This window comes from Neobacillus kokaensis, assembly GCF_014656545.1.
GTDB lineage: Bacteria > Bacillota > Bacilli > Bacillales > Cytobacillaceae > Neobacillus > Neobacillus kokaensis.
Genome location: NZ_BNDS01000006.1, coordinates 74,869 through 93,949 on the forward strand (window position 1 = coordinate 74,869; position 19,081 = coordinate 93,949).

The 19,081-nt window shown below is 38.2% G+C and carries 18 protein-coding genes; 13 read left to right on the top strand and 5 right to left on the bottom strand.

Going from position 1 to position 19,081, the window contains the following annotated elements; translation table 11 throughout:
* Positions 1–37: 37 nt before the first annotated feature.
* From dinG to IE222_RS08815, 7 genes are all read left to right on the top strand, one after another.
* Positions 38–2,842: an ATP-dependent DNA helicase DinG gene (gene dinG, locus IE222_RS08785; RefSeq protein ID WP_191271841.1), complete on the top strand. Its 2,805-nt coding sequence runs from the start codon at positions 38–40 to the stop codon at positions 2,840–2,842.
* A gap of 48 nt (positions 2,843–2,890) precedes the next feature.
* On the top strand, positions 2,891–3,733 hold the full coding sequence (locus IE222_RS08790; RefSeq protein WP_191271843.1) for a ComEC/Rec2 family competence protein: 843 nt from the start codon (positions 2,891–2,893) through the stop codon (positions 3,731–3,733).
* Positions 3,734–3,849: 116 nt separating this feature from the next.
* Positions 3,850–4,320: a cell wall elongation regulator TseB-like domain-containing protein gene (locus IE222_RS08795; RefSeq protein WP_191271845.1), complete on the top strand. Its 471-nt coding sequence runs from the start codon at positions 3,850–3,852 to the stop codon at positions 4,318–4,320.
* Positions 4,321–4,347: 27 nt separating this feature from the next.
* Positions 4,348–5,541 carry a pyridoxal phosphate-dependent aminotransferase gene (locus tag IE222_RS08800; RefSeq protein ID WP_275671451.1) on the top strand — a complete coding sequence of 398 codons (1,194 nt, stop codon included), beginning with the start codon at positions 4,348–4,350 and terminating at the stop codon, positions 5,539–5,541.
* Between the two features lie 124 nt (positions 5,542–5,665).
* Positions 5,666–6,367 (top strand): DnaD domain-containing protein, encoded by a 702-nt coding sequence (locus IE222_RS08805; RefSeq protein WP_191271847.1) that lies wholly within the window; start codon positions 5,666–5,668, stop codon positions 6,365–6,367.
* Between the two features lie 19 nt (positions 6,368–6,386).
* Complete coding sequence (gene nth, locus IE222_RS08810) at positions 6,387–7,070, top strand: endonuclease III (RefSeq protein ID WP_191271849.1); 684 nt, start codon at positions 6,387–6,389, stop codon at positions 7,068–7,070.
* Positions 7,042–7,404: a YpoC family protein gene (locus tag IE222_RS08815; RefSeq protein ID WP_191271851.1), complete on the top strand. Its 363-nt coding sequence runs from the start codon at positions 7,042–7,044 to the stop codon at positions 7,402–7,404. Before nth ends, IE222_RS08815 begins: the two co-directional genes overlap by 29 nt.
* 13 nt (positions 7,405–7,417) lie before the next feature.
* Here the strand turns inward: IE222_RS08815 and IE222_RS08820 are convergent, their stop codons facing one another.
* Both IE222_RS08820 and recU read right to left on the bottom strand, forming a co-directional pair.
* Positions 7,418–10,033 (bottom strand): penicillin-binding protein 1A, encoded by a 2,616-nt coding sequence (locus tag IE222_RS08820; protein WP_191271852.1) that lies wholly within the window; start codon positions 10,031–10,033, stop codon positions 7,418–7,420.
* 37 nt (positions 10,034–10,070) lie between these two features.
* Entirely contained in the window at positions 10,071–10,682 is a 612-nt protein-coding gene (recU, locus tag IE222_RS08825) for a Holliday junction resolvase RecU (RefSeq protein ID WP_191271854.1), read from the bottom strand.
* Between the two features lie 189 nt (positions 10,683–10,871).
* Here recU and IE222_RS08830 point away from each other — a divergent pair, with 189 nt between their 5' ends.
* The 3 genes from IE222_RS08830 to IE222_RS08840 all read left to right on the top strand — a co-directional run bounded on the left by IE222_RS08830 (position 10,872) and on the right by IE222_RS08840 (position 12,895).
* On the top strand, positions 10,872–11,849 hold the full coding sequence (locus IE222_RS08830) for a DUF2515 family protein (RefSeq protein WP_191271856.1): 978 nt from the start codon (positions 10,872–10,874) through the stop codon (positions 11,847–11,849).
* 347 nt (positions 11,850–12,196) lie between these two features.
* Entirely contained in the window at positions 12,197–12,472 is a 276-nt protein-coding gene (locus IE222_RS08835; protein WP_191271858.1) for a hypothetical protein, read from the top strand.
* A gap of 51 nt (positions 12,473–12,523) precedes the next feature.
* Positions 12,524–12,895 carry a DUF1798 family protein gene (locus IE222_RS08840; RefSeq protein ID WP_191271860.1) on the top strand — a complete coding sequence of 124 codons (372 nt, stop codon included), beginning with the start codon at positions 12,524–12,526 and terminating at the stop codon, positions 12,893–12,895.
* A gap of 18 nt (positions 12,896–12,913) precedes the next feature.
* Here the strand turns inward: IE222_RS08840 and yppF are convergent, their stop codons facing one another.
* Entirely contained in the window at positions 12,914–13,120 is a 207-nt protein-coding gene (yppF, locus tag IE222_RS08845) for a YppF family protein (protein WP_191271862.1), read from the bottom strand.
* Positions 13,121–13,364: 244 nt separating this feature from the next.
* Here yppF and IE222_RS08850 point away from each other — a divergent pair, with 244 nt between their 5' ends.
* Positions 13,365–13,856 carry a YppG family protein gene (locus tag IE222_RS08850; RefSeq protein WP_191272170.1) on the top strand — a complete coding sequence of 164 codons (492 nt, stop codon included), beginning with the start codon at positions 13,365–13,367 and terminating at the stop codon, positions 13,854–13,856.
* A 25-nt stretch (positions 13,857–13,881) separates the two neighbouring features.
* Here the strand turns inward: IE222_RS08850 and IE222_RS08855 are convergent, their stop codons facing one another.
* The gene (locus IE222_RS08855; protein WP_191271864.1) at positions 13,882–14,358 is read right to left on the bottom strand and encodes an Hsp20/alpha crystallin family protein; all 477 of its coding nucleotides are present in this window, start codon (positions 14,356–14,358) and stop codon (positions 13,882–13,884) included.
* Positions 14,359–14,499: 141 nt separating this feature from the next.
* Positions 14,500–15,198: a Crp/Fnr family transcriptional regulator gene (locus tag IE222_RS08860; RefSeq protein WP_191271866.1), complete on the bottom strand. Its 699-nt coding sequence runs from the start codon at positions 15,196–15,198 to the stop codon at positions 14,500–14,502.
* Positions 15,199–15,400: 202 nt separating this feature from the next.
* On the opposite strand from IE222_RS08860, the gene IE222_RS08865 reads away from it, so the two are divergent.
* Positions 15,401–17,704, top strand: a complete 2,304-nt coding sequence (locus IE222_RS08865) for a DEAD/DEAH box helicase (RefSeq protein ID WP_191271868.1) — start codon at positions 15,401–15,403, stop codon at positions 17,702–17,704.
* Positions 17,695–18,963: a ribonuclease H-like domain-containing protein gene (locus IE222_RS08870; protein WP_191271870.1), complete on the top strand. Its 1,269-nt coding sequence runs from the start codon at positions 17,695–17,697 to the stop codon at positions 18,961–18,963. The genes IE222_RS08865 and IE222_RS08870 overlap by 10 nt, the downstream gene beginning before the upstream one ends.
* Positions 18,964–19,081 lie beyond the last annotated feature (118 nt).

Sequence of the window (19,081 nt, forward strand, 5' to 3'; positions counted from 1 at the left end):
TACCGTTTAAGGAACGAAGGTTTGGGGTGTAAATGAAATGTTTAATAAATATGTTGTGATCGATTTAGAAACTACTGGGAATTTGCCTAAAAAAGGTGATAGAATTATCCAATTTGCGGCCGTAGTAATTGAAAACGGAATCATAACGGAACAATTCTCATCATTGATTAATCCCCAAAAATCGATTCCTATTTTTATTGAAGAATTAACAGGTATTAATAATGAGATGGTTAAGGATGCCCCGGTTTTTTCAGAAATAGCAGCGAAAGTTATCTCACTATTAGAGGGTGCCTATTTTGTTGCCCATAACGTTCTATTCGATTTATCATTCCTTCAAGAGGAATTGATTGCTGCAGGATACGAAGGTTTTTTTGGACCCGTGCTTGATACGGTAGAAATGGCAAGGATTTTATACCCTACTGCAGATGGATATAAGCTTTCTGACTTAGCCGAACAAGAGAATTTGCATCATGACCGCCCGCATCAGGCCGATTGTGATGCAGAAGTGACCGCAGAGCTATTGCTCATCTTTTTGAGGCGTCTTGCCTCTCTTCCAATTCTGACAATAAAACAGCTTTTACCATTAGCAGGTGGGTTAAAGAGTGATTTACAGCAGCTCTTGGATGAAATGTTGGAAGAGCTTGATGAGGAAGATAAGGAAATACCAGAAAATGTTGAAATATGTAAGAATCTTGCTTTAAAGAAGTTATACATACAAACAAACTCTGAGACTGTTAAACCGGATTTGTCATACCCAGAAAATGAAAACGACAAGTTAATCATCCTACATAAAGGGTTTCAATCTTTTGAAAAGCGAATGGGCCAATTTAACATGATGGATGCCGTTTATCATGCTTTCCAACAGGAAAGGCATTCATTAATTGAAGCTGGCACCGGGGTGGGGAAATCACTTGGATATCTGCTCCCTGCTGCTTATTTTTCAAAACAGAACCATAACAAACCAATTGTTGTCAGTACATATACGATTCAACTGCAAGAACAGCTGTTAAAAAAGGAAATTCCATTATTGAACAAAATACTTCCTTTTGATGTTCATGCTGTATTACTAAAAGGCAGGGGTCATTATATCAGTTTGGCAAAATTTCATCAGTCACTGCAGGATGAAAATGATAATTATGATACGACGTTAACCAAAATGCAAATTCTTGTCTGGCTGACTGAAACAGAAACCGGTGATAAAGATGAATTGAATTTATCAAGCGGCGGACTCATTTTCTGGGATAAAATTAAGAGCGGCCCAGCGGTATTTATTAATAATCACGAGTGGCATGATAAAGATTATTATTTGAAAGCGAAAAGAGATGCCGAGACAGCGGATATTATCATTACGAATCATTCATTATTGCTAAGTGACATAAAGGAAAAAGGTACGATTTTACCCGATTATGAATATGTGATCTTAGATGAAGGACATCATTTTGAGAAAACAGCTACACAATTCTTTGGTGCCTCATTAGATTATTTAGCAATTCGATTGTTAATAGGGAAATTTGGTTTATATGACCAGCCGCATCTTTTTCGTCAATTGGCGGAAATGATTGATTCGTTGTCAGATGGTCCAGTGCCTCCCCAACATACGTTCGAGCTTAACCAACTGGTATTAGATTTAACCTATGAAGTGGATGAATTATTTAAACTAATTGTTCTCTTTGCGAAAAAGAAACTCGGAGCAGCGCAGCGACACTATCGAGCAAAGGTGAAATTTTCTCAGTCAAATGGAGGAAGGGAAGCGAAGGCACTATTCATTAGCGCAGAGAGAATTGCTTTTTTACTAAAGGATTTACAAATTGCCATTCAGGAACGGATAGAATGGATTTTAAAAACCGAAAACTTACTATCAAATGACCAGAAGAACATACTCGAAGAAATTCAAGTATTCATCAATGAAACAGAGGAGTTAAGGGAGACGGTGAAGGGGTGCTTTATAAATGATTCGAATGATGTCAAGTGGATCGAGATTGATATGCGTTCACCACAAAACATCACCACATTCATTGCCCAACCGGCTATAGTAGCAGAACATTTACAGGAACAGTTTTTTTCAGCGAAAAAAGCAGTTGTAATAACCTCAGCGTCATTAACAGTTAACGGTTCGTTTGATTATATTCTGCAGGAACTTGGACTGGATCAGGTTTCAACAGAAAAAATGATCATTCAGTCAACATTTAACTATAAGAAGCAAGTGAAATTATTAATTCCCGAAGATTTGCCAGAAATTAATGGAGTCTCTTTGGATGAATTTGTAATTGCTTTGACGGAGCATATCATTTCAATTGCCGAAGCCGCTAAAGGAAGAATGTTAATTCTTTTTACTGCCTATGACATGCTGAAGAAAACGTATGAGCTGATAAAAGAGAGCGGTTTTTTAAATGATTATATTATAATGGCGCAAGGAATATCAGGCGGCAGTCCAGCGAGACTATTAAGGAATTTTAAGCGCTATGAAAAGGCGATTTTACTAGGAACCAGCAGTTTCTGGGAGGGAGTGGATATACCAGGGGAGGATTTATCCTGTCTCTGTATCGTCAGATTACCATTCAGTGCACCTGATGAGCCGTTAACCGAGGCAAAAAGTAAAGTGATTTTGGAACGGGGCGGCAATCCATTTACAGAATATTCATTACCAGAAGCAGTTCTTCGCTTTAAACAAGGCTTTGGCCGGCTAATTAGGACGGAAACTGATAGAGGAATCGTGGTTGTATTTGATAAAAGACTGATTACTACTAAATATGGAAAAAGCTTTTTAGAGTCGATTCCACCTGTTTCAGTAAAGAAAGGGTCAATTGAGGATTTAGTAACAATCATTCGCTCTTGGGTTTGATAATTTATGGAAAATTGCACATCCTAGAAATGCATAGGAGGTGTCGATTTGAGACGATTACTTTTATTATTGACTCTATTTTTTACGTTTTCAACGATTGCAACCGCGAAGACGCCCTCTGGACAGGTTGAAAATGTTAAATTAAATATTAAGGACAATGAAATGGCCATCACCTTTTTAGGGATTTCCGAAGGAGAAGCAACGCTCATTCAAGGTCCTAATGCTGAAAACATATTAGTGAATACTGGCGGAATGAGTACCGCTCTTGAGCTGGAAGAGTGGCTTGACCTTTATAATGTAAAAAAGCTAAAAGCGCTAATACTTACCAATGATATATCTGAGGATTCGATCAATCAATTAATGAAATTGGTTTCCAAATATAAGATTAAAGAGATCATTACAACACCGAAACGGAAAAGACAGCTTGTAACTCATCCCCTTCCAGCTGATTTGACAGTTACGAATTGGAACGCAGGGACCAAAACGTCTATCCTTCCGGAAGTATCCGCTATCGTTCAGTATGCAGGAGATAATCAAAATGAAGGCTTGGATTTTATGCTGGAATTTTTTAATCATCGAATCTTTCTCATGTCTTCTTATAGTGAGCGGGCAGAAAAAGTACTATTAAATAAGAATTTAGAAGATGTTAATATCTTTAAGCTGCCAAATTATGCAATGGAAGATACTTTATCCAAGTCTTTAATTCACTCTCTTAATCCTGAAATCTCTATTCTTTTTGCTGGAGCAGAGCAGCTGCCCAATGCTGATATATTAGACGATTTGCATGAAGCGTGGTCAGAAATTTACTATACCAAGAAGCATGGCACCATTACGATTAAATTTACCGAAACAAAATATGAGGTTATCACCATTCCTATTTACGAAGAATAAACATGTAGATTAATTTTGGAAAAAACTCAAATAAAACATACTTGATTTAGCGCATTTTTGTGATAACCTGTTATAATAGTAAAGTAAAATTACCGTACATAAAGAAGTGATGTAAAGTGAAAAAGTGGATCATTTCAATTACCATCGTGTTAGTCATTGTCATTCTGGGAACTTCTATAAAAGTGTACTTTACTTCAATGGAACCTGTTAAAGCAGCAGAAGCAAAAGCAGTAAAACTAGCAGGTGAAGAAATAACTGAGGTAGAGGATTTTCACATTTATAATGGTCAAGAACAGGTAAATGTTATTGAAGGGAAGAATAACCAGGGACAAAAAGTAATTGTTTGGATTCCCGAAAAAAGTAAACAAATTATTGTCAGAAAAGCTAGTGCTGGTCTTTCAAAAGAGGATGCTATCCACAAACTTTTACAAGAGAAAAAACCAGAAAAAATTATCTCAGTCCGCCTAGGAATGGAAAAAAATATCCCTCTTTGGGAAATTTATTACCGTTCTGAAAATAACCTAATAAATTATTACTACATTGATTTTGAAACAGGGGAATGGCTGAAAAAAATTGAAAATTTATAGCTTCAATGGAGAATGGAGGAAATACAAATGGTGTTGGAATTAGCTAACAGGGTGTTGTCACTTACACCGTCATCGACACTAGCGATTACTGCTAAAGCGAAGGAATTAAAGGAGCAAGGTGAGGATGTGATTGGTTTAGGAGCAGGGGAGCCTGACTTTAATACGCCGCAGCATATCTTAGATGCGGCTGCTAAATCCATGAACGAAGGCTTTACGAAATATACTCCATCAGCAGGATTACCAGCTCTAAAACAGGCTATTATCAAGAAATTTGAAACCGATCAAGGTTTAAGCTATAAACCTTCTGAGATTATTGTTGGAAACGGTGCGAAGCACGTTCTTTACACTCTATTTCAAGTACTGCTAAATGACGGGGATGAAGTTATTATTCCAACTCCTTATTGGGTAAGCTACCCTGAACAAGTGAAATTAGCAGGCGGTGTACCAGTATATATTGAAGGACAGGAAACAAATCAATTCAAGATTACTCCTGATCAGTTAGCCCAAGAAGTAACAGATAAAACAAAGGCTGTTATAATTAACTCGCCAAGCAACCCAACTGGGGTATTGTATACAAAAGAAGAACTTGCAGAATTAGGAAAAGTCTGCTTGGAAAAAGATATTTTAATCGTTTCAGATGAGATTTATGAAAAGCTTGTTTATGGCAGTGCAAAACATGTTTCAATTGCTCAGATTTCTCCAGAGCTTAAAGAGCAAACCGTTATTGTAAACGGTGTTTCTAAATCTCATTCGATGACCGGGTGGAGAATTGGGTATGCGGCCGGTAATGAAAAAATTATTAAGGCGATGACGAATCTAGCAAGCCATAGTACTTCAAACCCGACCACTACTGCACAATACGCTGCGATTGCTGCCTACAATGGACCGCAAGAGCCAGTAGAAGTAATGCGCAAGGCGTTTGAAGAGAGATTGGAAATCATATTTGAGCAATTAACTGCGATTCCTGGGTTTACATGTGTGAAGCCACAAGGGGCGTTTTATCTTTATCCAAATGTGAAAGCTGCTGCTGAAATGACTGGATATCAAAATGTCGATGATTTTGCATCTGCATTACTCGTCGAGGCAAAGGTAGCCGTTATTCCAGGCTCTGGTTTTGGAACGCCTGACAATATCCGCCTTTCTTATGCAACATCACTTGACCTTTTAGAAAAGGCTGTTTCCAGAATAAAGCAATTTGTAGAAGCGAAAGTTCAAGCATAAAATGTATACACAAGCGAAAAAGTCTGCGTGAAGCAGACTTTTTGCTTTCCTTTTCCAAAGCTGGATGCCTTACTATCTATCTGAGAGCATTCGTTCATGTTATACTGTTTAAGAGGTGTCAAAGATGAAATCAAATGTTATAGCATGGCTTGATGAAGGTAATATTACTGTGCCAAGTTTATTATTTTCTGAATACCGAAATCTTAATTTAAATGAAACGGAACTCGTTCTCTTATTAAATATTTTAACCTTCTTAGAAAAAGGAAACTATTTTCCAACCCCGGAAGAGCTTTCGAGACGTATGACTATTACCACAGCTGAATGCAATGATATGCTTAGAAGGCTGCTGCAAAGAGGCTTTCTTGAAATTATTGACCAATATTCGAATGATGGAATCCGTTTTGAAAAATACTCCATTAAACCATTATGGGAAAGACTTGTAGAATTGTTTTTAGTTAACCATCAGCTGCAAGTTCAGGAAACAAGCAAGAAAACCGAAGAAATGGATCTGTATACCTGCTTCGAAAAGGAATTTGGCCGTCCGCTTTCACCATTTGAATGTGAATCTCTTGCTATGTGGATGGATGATGACCACCACGATCCAGTAATTATAAAAGCCGCACTAAGAGAGGCTGTGATGTCGGGAAAGCTGAATTTCCGATATATAGATAGAATTCTGTTTGAATGGAAGAAAAACGGAATCAAAACCCTTGATCAGGCAAAAAATCATGGACGGAAATTTCGTCAAAAGCAGGTACAAAAAAATCTTCCTAAGGAAGAGGCACACAATCCATCAGTGCCTTTTTATAATTGGTTAGAGAATTAGCGGGAAGGGGGAGCAAAGGGTGTTGAACAATAGCCAGATTCGTTATTGTCTAGACAAAATAGGTGAAATGTTTCCAGATGCTCATTGTGAATTGCATCATTCAAATCCATTTGAGTTAGTCATCGCTGTTTCCTTATCAGCGCAATGTACAGATGCATTAGTGAATAAGGTAACTAAAGTGTTATTTCAAAAATATAAAACGCCCGAGGATTATTTAAAGGTTTCTTTAGAGGAATTACAAAACGATATTCGCTCGATTGGTCTCTATCGTAATAAAGCCAAAAATATCCAGAGTCTTTGTAGAATGGTAATTGAAGAGTACGGCGGGGAACTGCCGATGGATCGGGATGAGCTGATAAAACTGCCTGGGGTGGGAAGAAAAACAGCTAATGTTGTCGTATCAGTTGCCTTTAATATCCCGGCAATTGCCGTGGATACCCATGTAGAACGGGTAAGTAAACGCCTTGGGGTTTGCCGGTGGAAGGATTCAGTGCTTGAGGTAGAAAAGACATTAATGAAAAAAATTCCGAAAGAGGATTGGTCTGTTTCTCATCATCGGTTAATTTTTTTTGGAAGATATCATTGTAAAGCACAAAATCCTCAGTGTCCAAGCTGTCCATTATTAGAATTATGCCGTGAAGGGAAAAAACGTATGAAAGGGAAGGCTGCTGTCAATGAAAAATCAATCGATGGCAAGTTCTGAGATTCTCGACGAATGGAGCAGGATGAAGGCGCAGCTTGAGGAGATATTTCGAAGCCGTGATCAAACAAATGCTAAACTGCAAATGGAAAAGGGGATATCTTTATTCTTGCAATTTTTGTATTTAGTAAATGATACCTCCGTGCCGGCAGGACAAGCGATTCCTTATAATCAGCTGGAAATTAAGCCTGTCAATTTGGAAGAAAGACTGGGGTTCATTATATCCCGTCCAAGTTTATACCATTCCTATCGTCAGCTGTCAGAGCTAATGATTGAGCTTCAAAAACTTTATGTAAAAAAACAGATTATAAAAAAATCGTCCAGCTTAAAAAGCTAGACGATTTTTTTATTTAGGTTCCATCACTATTTGTGTCTTGTCCGTCAGCTGGAGTTGCAGGTGTTCCTTGGCCGCCCTGATCAGTCCCACTATCACCATCTTGTCCGCTGCCCGTATTATCATTACCGCTCTCATTATTGCTGTTACCATTATCGTTACCGGTGTTTCCCTTATTGTTACCATTGCCATTTTCGTTGTTATTACTATTTCCATTGCCATTATCTTGACCATTGCCATTATCTTGACCATTTCCATTCTCATTTCCAGGTACTGTTGGAATTTCTGGTTTTGGAATTTCAACAGAAGTTGATACTGGGTCACTCTTCTTACTTCCACTTATGGCGACAACAGTAAAGTTGTATTTTGTTCCAGGTTCCGCAGGCAATGTTAATGTAGTATCCTTAACTGAATAATGTTTGGTACCATCTGAAACATCAAAAGTAACAGATTCATTTGTATTTTTGTACTTCCAAGATAACACAATGCTCTTGTTGGCCTCATCATATTTGCCGGCAAAGTTTGATGGGGCATCCAATTTGTAATACCGCTGTGACACGGTGGTAGGCGCATGCCCCTTAACGGCATATTCTATAGAGACTTGGCTGCTTGGTGTATATTCGCTTGCTAGTACCGGCGGCATAGAGCCTCTTTCAATCCGGACCTTTTGCACACTGCTTGGCATCTCAAAGTCAGGTGTATCAATATCCTTTGAGACATATGCCATTAAATCTTTAAAAATTAATTGGGCAATTCTTTGATTATCGCCTGCCGCTGTAATTGGAGTGCTGCGATCCTTATAACCAGTCCAAATAGAGGCAGTGTAGTTTGTGGTATATCCGGTAAACCAGGCATCAGGTACGGCTTTGCTGTCCGGAATATCCCATTTGTTTATTTCTTCATCTGTATAGTTAGTGGTTCCAGTCTTACCGGCAATCGGCAGACCGGGAACTTTTGCTCTTACACCAGTTCCTGGATATTCTAGTACACTCTTTAACATATCTGTAGTCATAAAGGCAGTCGAATCTTTCATTGCTACTTTTGGTTCTGGAGCCATACTAATAACAGTACCATCACGAAGTTTAATCTTATTGACGGCGTGCGGTTTATTGTAGATGCCATTATTCCCAAAAGCACTGTAGGCACCAGCCATTTCAAGCGGAGAAACCCCGATTGTTTTGCCGCCAAATCCACCAATGGCATAGGATTCATAAATTTCTTTTAGAGGGATTCCAATACCAACAGCAAATTCTTTGGCTTTATCAAGGCCAACCTTCTGCAGCGCTTGGACAGCAGGGGTATTTCTTGATAATTGCAAGGCGGTTCGAATCGTCATAGGACCCTTATATGATTGGTCCCAGTTGCCAAATTTTTGACCTGTTGAATAAGTAATTGGTTTATCCTCAATCATTTGATAGGTGCCCCAATTTAAATATTCAATGGCTGGGGCGTAATCAAGCACTGGTTTAATTGTAGAACCAGGCTGTCGCTGTGTATCAATCGCATAATTAAAGCCGCGCTGAACCTTCTGGTTCCTTCCTCCGCCAATTGCCCGTATTTCCCCAGATTTAGTATCCAGCAGGGCAATACCGGCCTGGAACTCATCATCAGGATATGGCATTTCTTCTGAGTTCAGAATTTCGTCAACATGTGTTTGAGCATCCTGATCTAAAGTGGTATAAATGGTTAATCCGTCTGTGAAAATATCAAAATCCGTATTTGCTTTTACCTCATCTATAACGGCGTCAACAAACGAATCAAACGGCTTCGTATTAACTTTACGTTCCTCTGGCTTTAAAACCGTATCTTTAACGTGAACCTTTTTCGCGTCTTCCATTTGTTTCTTCGAAATGAATCCATGCTGGTGCATCAGACTCAAAACAATATTCCGTCTTTTTTCAGCTAGATCTGGATGGGTGAACGGATTATAATTATTTGGGCTTTGCGGCATACCGGCAATTTGAGCGGCTTCCGCTAATGACAATTCCTTTAATGATTTTCCATAATAAATTTTAGCTGCGGTAGCGATACCATGGCTGTTTTCAGAGATGAACACTTTGTTCACATACATTTCAAAAATTTGATGTTTCGTATATTTTTGTTCAAGCTGATAGGATAGCCATGCTTCCTGCACTTTTCTCTTTAATGTTTTTTCATGTGTTAAGAATGAGTTTTTGACTACCTGCTGGGTAATCGTGCTGCCGCCCTCTGCGCCAAAACCGCGCTGGAAATTGGCTAATATTGCACCGCCAAGACGAATTGGATCGATGCCATGGTGCTTATAAAAACGATAGTCTTCGGTTGCTAATATGGCGTTTTCCACCGTCTGGGGTATATCTTTATAACTAACGTATTCACGGTTGACTGCTCCAACTTCTGTTACAAGTTCTTCATTTTTATCTAATATTTTCGATGGAATTGGATCTTTTAATAATTTCGGATCAAGCGGAGGTGTATCCTTTACTAAATACGCGAAAGTGCCGACTCCGGCGATAATACAAACAATGCCCAAGATGACAAGGGACAGAAAGATTTTCTTAAATAGTCCTTTCTGTTTTTTTCTTGGTTTTTGCTTTCCTTTTTCCTGGAGTTTCTTTCGGCGCTCCTCTCTTGATTGGTATTGATCAGCCATTCTGTTTTCATTCCTTTCTAACCTTTGGAATAGGTTTTCAGCAAAGGTTTAGTGCATCTAATATTTTAATATAGTCTATTCTAGGTTGAAATCCAAGCGAAATGAGGTGGCCATTTTGCTCAATTTCCTGTTTTGTAATCGACTTTCTGCCTCCATTCATCATTCTTTCCCAAAATGCTAACAAATGTTTTGCTTCTAGGAAAAATACTTCGTCAAATTTAGTAAACATGAGAATTACAAAGCAGATTCCTCCTTGAGCTATCACTTCTGTCATATGGGTAATTTGATGCTGGTGGAAATTCTTCAGAGGAAATGAAGTGGGGTTTTTTGTTTCCTTCGCTTCAAAATCAATATATTTTCCTTTGTATACCCCATTATAATCTGTTGTAGACGCAAGTTTAAAATAAGCCTCTTTAATCACAGCCGCACTTCGTTTCGGATAATCCACCTGTACGATTTGGACAGGAGTTGGTTTTTTGTGAATGACGGCTATTTTTCGGTCCAGGTAAAATTGATTCGTCTCATTTAAATATTCTTCTAACGTCATTCCACGATTTCCATACGTTTCGATTTTTGGTTTAGTTACCGGCGCTTTCTTCGGAAGTTCTTTCCGTTCAAACTTTTTTCCATTTGGATACTTAATATCCATCTCTTACACCTCTTTAAGCCACACCTTATAATAAACAATTCTTTGCATTACAGCACGTATAAAATAGAACGCCTGACAGAATCTAATAGTAATTGTAACGTTAATAAATGGGATTGGCATGAATCTTTTTACGTAGAAGCCGGGAAACTAATAATCTATGAAAAATATCATAAAGGAAGAAGACTGTCTATGAATTATCTTACCATACAGGAACAACACCTCATTCGTCAAATTAAAGCTGAAACAACTAAAAAAAATATCGATAATATATCCCGGACAAATGCCTATTTATCTTATTTTAAACAAAATCCGGATATAATTTGGACCTTTCTTGCTCATATGGTTTCACGCAATGGCGGGTGGAATATGTGTGATCTAGAGGGACCGGTTTTCTCTCAGCTTATACCGCCGCAAACAAGGAAGCAGCTTTTTTTAACATATGAACGTGCTAATTGGCTCATTTTTCATGATGTTTTTCCACAGCTCTTGGTCTACCAATATTCGACGAAATTACAGGAGCCTTTGTTTCATTTATTACCCTATTTTCATGTTTCTTCATTTATTCAAGTGGAATGGATACGATATTGGAAGGAAAAAGATCAAAATCGGTTAACAACCTCGTTAATAGTAAATGAGCAAAACGTTATTCAAACTCCTGTGATTGAGCATCCCAATTTTAAGAAGCGAGTATTTAGAACATGGTTGTTTAATTTTCAGGATTGGCTGCATTTCAGCTGCGTTCTGTTTCCAACCTGCGGAGGGGAAGTTTACGGTGCCTGCGCTAATGGTTTTCGTAAGCTGTCCAACCGGATAGATTTAGGAAAAAGACTGGCAAATATTTTAGTTCATCCGCGTCTGTTTCCCCATTTTTTAGAATTTGCCGATAAGACGGCCCATACAGGTTCAAGATATGATTATGAACAATATTTTAAAAAGAAGTCGGGCCGTAAAACGCCAATGCTTAGAACAAGCTTCCCGCTGATTGAACATAACCGCCATACATATGAGGATTGGAGCCTAAATCGTTTAATATCCCCTTTATGGCTTCATGGTCCTGTTCGTCATAAGCAGTCAATTCATCTGACAGATTGGTATTTCGAGAAATCGTACCAGCTGGACTTGCTGCTTTCTTTTCAACAAATACTTGATTTTCATAAAAGGCAATAAAAGAAGCAAGGGAGACGTACCCTTGCTTTAAAACATTTGCTCACGTTGAAGGTCTATCAGGTCCTTCAAGCTTTTTATCACCATACCCTGCTTTTGTCTCTGGTTCTGCTTGCATAGGCTGTTTTTTATTTTGTTTATTCTTTTTGGACATCATAAACACCTCCGATTTTAGGATGTACTGTTTTCTATCGTTTCATGCTATGACGGGAAGATGTCGAAAATCACATAATGTAATGGGGGATAAACACTTTCTTTGACGAATAGCTTCTAGTTTTGTCAAGCGGGAAGGAAGCGAGAATCTTAGCGAGAATATTTGTAATTAAGAAAACCATGAGGAGGTTAAGTAAATGACTGATTCAATAACTGAAAAGGGTAAGGTTCTATCCATGCTGGCGGAAATTCATGACCAATTAGAAGCGTTAGAGTCGGTTCTAGAGGTTTCTTTCTCTAACCAACGAAACCAATTAAATAGGAACGTGCAGGAAAAATTATCTGATACAGCTAATAAACTCTCCATCATGGAAAATAAAATTTCACAATTTAATCAACACTCTGATAGAGAAGAAGAAGTCGTTTTTTCCACTTCGGCTAAAGTTCAAAACTTGAATTGGGCATTTAAGTAATAGTATCCTTATAATAAAATTGGAAGCACCATGACTAGGGGATTAGGATAAATGAATCGTACAATCAATGAACTAACTGAAAAACTGTTAGAATATAATGCCTTATTTTTAAAATATTATCAGCAGGCTCGGGAAACAGGAGAAAAAAAGGATTTCCATCATATTATTAAACCATTTGTTGATGAAGTTGAGAGTGTTAAAAAAGAATGGAAATTATTGATGAAAAAGCGGCTGTCTAATTCGAGACATACACATATTTATGAGAAACAGGTTGAGACCACGGCTGATCATATTTCTACGCTTGCAATCCAGTGCTTTTTCGCGGAATCAAGCAAAACAAGGTTTTTAAATTCGCAGCGGACAGTTGAATACGTTCTACGGGAAGTATTGAAAGAAATAAAAGACATGAAAAAAGATGCTTAGCAGCATCTTTTTTCAATTTCAATTTTGGATGAGGGAGTTTTCAATAGGCTCTTCAGGCAGTGCAGCCCCTTGATCTTCGAGTTCACGAACTAGTAGGCGATATTCTTTAATGCTAATTTCATTTTGGATATAGGTCTTTTTGGCAAAATCCATTAGTGCATTAACGTCATCTGTACGGAAATTTCGATTTAGACTAAATCTTTCTTTTAATTCGTGAATGTTCATTTTTACTCCTCCTTCATCATTTTTTCTATCGTAACATAAAATAAAGCGCTTTCTTAGTTTTTAAAAAATTTAAACTTCAGACAAAATCATACTAATTTTGACACGGGTAAATTATTTCTGTTAAAATTCACCAATCATTTTTGTCCTTCATAAAGTGTAATAGTGATAAATGCGGAGGAGATGTTTGCCTATGTTCGCTAAAAGGAGAGCATTCAATAATCTTAATAAGGGGTACCAAGGGCAAATGACATACTATGGCCCAATTGGAGCGCAGCAAAATCTGCAGCCCTTTTACCGAAATCAACCATTTACATTTCAAGCACCGCTTCAAAATCAGGAATGGAATCCATACCAGCAGCAAGGTCCTTATTTTCCACAAGGGGCTCAGTCATTTGCGCAAAACTATCAGCCTGGATTGTTATCCCATCATATGCCAAACCAATACTTTTCACAAAAGGATTCACAATTTTTATTTCAAAATCCATTGCAGCCAAAGGATGATATGATGCCTAAGCCGTATATGCCAATGAATAATTATCCCATTATGAACCCTTATCCGAAACAAAGCTTTATCCCAAAGCAGCCAAATGGAATGCAGTCGCTCATGAATTCCTTTAAATCCCAAGATGGGTCTGTGGATTTTAATAAAATGATAAACACAGCTGGACAAATGATGAACGCTGTAACACAAGTTTCATCACTTGTGAAGGGCTTTGGTGGTATATTTAAAGCGTAAAAAGACGGCGGATTGCCGTCTTTTCTTAATCAATCTCAATAATTTTCCCTTTTTCACGGGGGACGCGAACCTGTAATAAACCATCACGGTACGATGCCTTAATCATTTTTTCGTTGATTGCATGCGGCAGTGAAATGGTCCGCGACGATTGCTGGCTGACATATTTCCGTCGATAAATATGGTTATTCGTATCTTCAGCCGTTTCCAGCTCGTTATTTTCGACAGAAATTGTTAAGTAATTCCCAGTGATATTTAAATGGATTTGCTCTCTTTTTATACCAGGAAGTTCAGCAGTAATTATATATTCATTACCTGTTTCTACTGTATCCACATGAAAGCCTGCTTCAAATGGAAACGGAGTTTTGAAGAAATCGTCAATAGATTGTAAAAATCCTCTAATCGGCTTTTCGTTAAAAAACTCATTCATGGCTTTTCTTAAGTCGCCAAATGGATCCATCGGCTTTTTGGAGTTATTCTTATCGCTTGGAAGATTAGAAGACATCTAAATCCCCTCTCTTTCACAATTTTCACACGATATCATATGCATAACAAATTACCGATGTGCTGATATTCGTTTTAGCACTATTGTGTAGCGTAGAATGCTCCTAAAAAGAAACACTGCGGCTCTTCCTGCTGCAGTGTTTTAAATCAAATGGATTTCTTCCATTAAGATTTCAATATCTAAAATCATATTACCGTCTTCATCAACCTCAATTAATTCATCTTTTTTCATTTTTGTAAGTGTTCGGCTGATCGTTTCTCTTGTAGTCCCGATCATATTAGCCAAATCTTTATTAGTAAATTCTGATTTTAAAAGGATGGTTCCATCTTCCTTTTTCTTACCATGATTTTTAGCAAGACGAATTAACAGTTTGACAATCTGTTCGTACGTATTATTGAGAATTTGTTCTTCCAAGCGGTTTTGTAAATCAACAATTTTTTCGCCTAATACCTTAAAAACCTTGATACAAAGCTCAGGGTTTTCAATCAGAACGTTTTCAAATTTAGAAATGGGAATCGCTATAAGTGTGGACTGCTCCAGAACTTCGGAATAAGCAGGGTAATCTCCTTTTCTAAAGAAACCCACATGAGGAAACATGTCACCTTTTTTCATTATATTAACAATCTGTTCTTTCCCGCTGACGTCACTCTTATAAATTTTGATTTTACCATGATAAATAAAGTAGACATTTTCCAGAGGATCACCTTGAAGAAATACATGGCTGTTTTTTTTCCATTCCCTAACAATGGCGATATCTGTAATCTTTGTCAGCTCATAATCATTTAAATCACGAAAAAGAGTAAACCCAGAAAGGACTTTTTTAATTTCCTCTATTTTCATTCAATCACCTTCACAATAAATTCAATTACTTCTATTCTAACAAATAATGATTTAATAGTTTACTTTTTGAACAAAAAACTTTGATGAAAATAACTTATTCAAATTCAGCAAAAAAACCTCAATGTTTTTTGACTTTGTACTGTACTTTTTACTTTTAAAACGAACATTTATTCTCTAAAATAGAAGTATCGAGGTGAGGCGGTTGAAGTTTAAAAAAAATTTAGCAGAAATCCTAGAAGACTTAAAAATTAATGAAGATTTTAAAAAAAATATTGTGACATGGCATACCATTCCAGATAAGCAAGCGCAAACTGTCCAATTACCAGATGGCTTGCATCCTTCTCTAATAGATGCATTACGTTCCAAGGGGATTAACCAGCTTTATACTCATCAAAAATCTGCATATGAGAAAGTAAGTTCAGGGAGCAGTATTGTGGCGGTTACCCCAACAGCATCAGGAAAAACATTATGCTACAATCTCCCGGTTTTGCAATCGATCCTTGCTAATCCAAAGACTAGGGCACTATACATGTTCCCGACAAAAGCTCTTGCACAAGATCAAAAAAGTGAAATCAATGAAATTATTCAAGCAGCTGGCGTTAATATTAACAGCTATACCTATGATGGTGATACACCAGCAAATATCCGTCAGCGGGTAAGAAAAGCCGGGCATGTAGTGATTACCAATCCTGATATGCTTCACTCTGCCATTCTGCCGCATCATACGAAATGGGTTTCACTGTTTGAAAATCTTCAATTTGTTGTAATAGACGAGCTGCATACGTACCGCGGTGTTTTTGGCAGTCATGTTGCAAATGTAATTAGAAGATTGAAGCGGATCTGCCGTTATTATGGGAGCAATCCAGTTTTTATTTGTACATCTGCTACCATTGCCAATCCCTTAGAGTTAGCCGAAACGTTAACCGAAGCGAAAATGGAGCTTATTGATAATAATGGGGCACCCCAAGGGAGGAAGCATTTTGTTTTCTATAACCCGCCGATTGTCAATAAGCCGTTAAATATTAGACGGAGCGCAACGCTTGAGGTTAGGAAAATTGCTGGTGAGCTATTAAAAAATAAAATTCAAACGATTGTGTTTGCCAGGAGCAGGGTACGGGTTGAAATCATTCTGACATACCTGCAGGAATTAGTGAAACACCAATTAGGTCCAAAATCAATTATGGGCTACCGGGGCGGCTATCTTCCTACTGAACGGAGGGCAATAGAAAAAGGCTTACGTTCAGGTGAAATTTATGGAGTGGTCAGTACAAATGCGCTTGAACTTGGTGTCGATATTGGGCAGCTCCAGGTTTGTATTATGACGGGGTATCCTGGAACGATTTCGAGCGCTTGGCAGCAGGCTGGAAGAGCGGGGAGACGTCATGGGGAGGCGTTGGTCATCATGGTGGCAAGCTCCAGTCCGCTTGATCAATATATCATTCAAAACCCGGATTACTTTTTTACAAGAAGCCCGGAAACTGCCCGAATCAATCCTGATAACCTGATCATCTTAATTGATCATATGAAGTGTGCCGCATATGAGCTTCCGTTTAAAATGGGTGAAGAGTTCGGCGGAGTCGGAACGGAAGAACTGTTAGAGTATTTAACAGAGGAGCGGGTTCTTTACCGTAACGGCGACAAATGGTTTTGGATGAATGATTCTTTCCCTGCCCATAATATAAGTCTCCGTTCGGCTTCACAGGAAAATGTTATTATTGTTGATCAATCTGACGTCGCTAATGTTAAGGTCATTGGCGAAATGGACCGGTTTTCGGCAATGACCTTGCTGCATGATGAAGCAATTTATTTGCATCAAGGAAGGCAATTTCAAGTTGAGAAGCTGGACTGGGATGAAAAGAAAGCTTTTGTTCGTGAAGTTGATGTTGATTATTTTACCGATGCTAATTTAGCGGTTCAATTAAAGGTGTTAGAGGAGGATAAGCACGAGACCTTTTCAAATAATGAAATCGGTTTTGGCGATGTTAGTGTCCGGGCAATGGCAACGATTTTTAAAAAAATTAAGTTTGAAACCCATGAAAATATCGGCTCTGGTCCAATTCATTTACCTGAAGAGGAACTGCATACAAATGCTGCTTGGATATCATTACATCAGACTTTGACAGAAATGGGGCAGGATCGGCTAGAACAAGGCTTGGTCGGGGCAGCGCATGCTTTGAATCATATTGCTCCTTTATTTGTAATGGCTGATCCGCAGGACATTCATGTCATTCCACAAGTGAAGGCAGATCATAATGAAAAGCCGACGATTTTTTTCTATGACCGCTATCCAGGAGGAATCGGTTTAAGCGAAAAAATTTATAAGGATATGATGAATGTTTTTAAAGAAACAAGAAGTATGATTATTCGTTGCCAATGTGAAGCAGGCTGTCCATCTTGTATTGGATCTGATGCTATCAATGAAACAACTAAAAAAGATACATTAAAAATCATTGATACTTTTCTGCAAACTTCCGAAAAGGACAAGGGCGTGCCGTCATGTCATTAAAAAATAAATTAAATCGGTTAAAGCCGCATCTATCGGTTGGAAATCAGCAGGAAGGCCGGAGCACTACTGCTAAAGGAGCGGCTGCTATTGAAGTACCATTCCGTGAACAATGGGAAGCGGAAAATGTTTATCCTTATTTTATTGAACAGGATTACTGCCTGCTAAGGGAGGTGGAATATCCGCTTTCACAAAGACATGGCCATTATCGCTTTCAAGATTTCCTAACTGCGGTGGATACGTGGAATAAACAGGACGTGAATCATCCTTTGTCTGCAAGCGGTTTTAGTTCTGAGGAATTATTCTTTTTTGATACTGAAACCACGGGGCTCGGCGGCGGCGCCGGAAATACCATCTTTTTATTGGGATATGCCAGCATTTCTGGTGATAAGCTAATACTCCGCCAGCACATTCTACCGCACCCTGGGGCAGAGGTTCCTTTATATCAAAGCTTTTTAGAAAAAGTTAATTATAAAACACTTGTCACCTATAATGGAAAATCATTTGATTGGCCACAGGTCAAAACAAGGCATACGCTAGTCAGAGAGCATGTCCCCAAGCTTCCTGCATTTGGGCATTTCGATTTATTTCATGCTGCAAGAAGGTTGTGGAAACACAAATTAGACCGCTTAAAGCTATCCGTTGTGGAGAAAGAAGTTTTAGGAATAGAAAGAGTGGATGACATTCCGGGCTTCTTGGCCCCGATGATTTACTTTGATTTTATCGAGAGCAAACAGCCAGACGGCATGCTTGGCATTTTAAAACATAATGAAATTGACATTTTATCACTTGTTTCTCTTTATACTCATTTGACATTTCAACTTTGTGGTGTGGATTCATTACAAACGAGAATGGAAACCTATGAAGTTGGCAGATGGTTTGCATCGATAGGTGAAAGGCAGGAAGCGGTGAAGACGCTGACGAAGTTAACAAACAATGACGACTTAACCGCTTATCGTGCAAAGCTTGTTTTGGCTTTTCAAGCAAAAAAGGACCGTGATTGGGCGAAGGCGCGGGATTTGTTTTTAGAGGCTGCAGAATCAGCGGATGAGTCATTGAGTATGGGAGCATGTGTGGAGCTTGCAAAAATTTACGAACATCGATTAAAGAACCTACAGAAAGCGGCTCAATTTTGTGACAAAGCTATTTTTCTGTCAAAACAAATAAAAGGAATAACTAAAATATCCAGTGAAACTTCAGATGAACAGCTTCAAAAGAGACTTCTTAGGCTTAAGCAAAAGCTTTCTAAGTTTCCTAGATAGCGTAAAAAATGTAACAAAAATAGCGCTTAAACATCATTTTTTACCAATATTCATTAATTGTAACAAAAAGTTCACATTTTTATTTCAAAAAACCAGCTATTCCATATTGTTTATCTGC

Coding starts and splice junctions, on each gene's coding strand:
- yppF (WP_191271862.1), bottom strand. CDS start 13,120: ATGAACATTCACGAATTAAAAGAAAGATTTAGTCTAAATCGAAATTTC.
- IE222_RS08850 (WP_191272170.1), top strand. CDS start 13,365: ATGACATACTATGGCCCAATTGGAGCGCAGCAAAATCTGCAGCCCTTT.
- IE222_RS08860 (WP_191271866.1), bottom strand. CDS start 15,198: ATGAAAATAGAGGAAATTAAAAAAGTCCTTTCTGGGTTTACTCTTTTT.
- IE222_RS08840 (WP_191271860.1), top strand. CDS start 12,524: ATGAATCGTACAATCAATGAACTAACTGAAAAACTGTTAGAATATAAT.
- recU (WP_191271854.1), bottom strand. CDS start 10,682: ATGGATATTAAGTATCCAAATGGAAAAAAGTTTGAACGGAAAGAACTT.
- IE222_RS08835 (WP_191271858.1), top strand. CDS start 12,197: ATGACTGATTCAATAACTGAAAAGGGTAAGGTTCTATCCATGCTGGCG.
- IE222_RS08870 (WP_191271870.1), top strand. CDS start 17,695: ATGTCATTAAAAAATAAATTAAATCGGTTAAAGCCGCATCTATCGGTT.
- IE222_RS08820 (WP_191271852.1), bottom strand. CDS start 10,033: ATGGCTGATCAATACCAATCAAGAGAGGAGCGCCGAAAGAAACTCCAG.
- IE222_RS08855 (WP_191271864.1), bottom strand. CDS start 14,358: ATGTCTTCTAATCTTCCAAGCGATAAGAATAACTCCAAAAAGCCGATG.
- dinG (WP_191271841.1), top strand. CDS start 38: ATGTTTAATAAATATGTTGTGATCGATTTAGAAACTACTGGGAATTTG.
- IE222_RS08830 (WP_191271856.1), top strand. CDS start 10,872: ATGAATTATCTTACCATACAGGAACAACACCTCATTCGTCAAATTAAA.
- IE222_RS08805 (WP_191271847.1), top strand. CDS start 5,666: ATGAAATCAAATGTTATAGCATGGCTTGATGAAGGTAATATTACTGTG.
- IE222_RS08800 (WP_275671451.1), top strand. CDS start 4,348: ATGGTGTTGGAATTAGCTAACAGGGTGTTGTCACTTACACCGTCATCG.
- IE222_RS08815 (WP_191271851.1), top strand. CDS start 7,042: ATGAAAAATCAATCGATGGCAAGTTCTGAGATTCTCGACGAATGGAGC.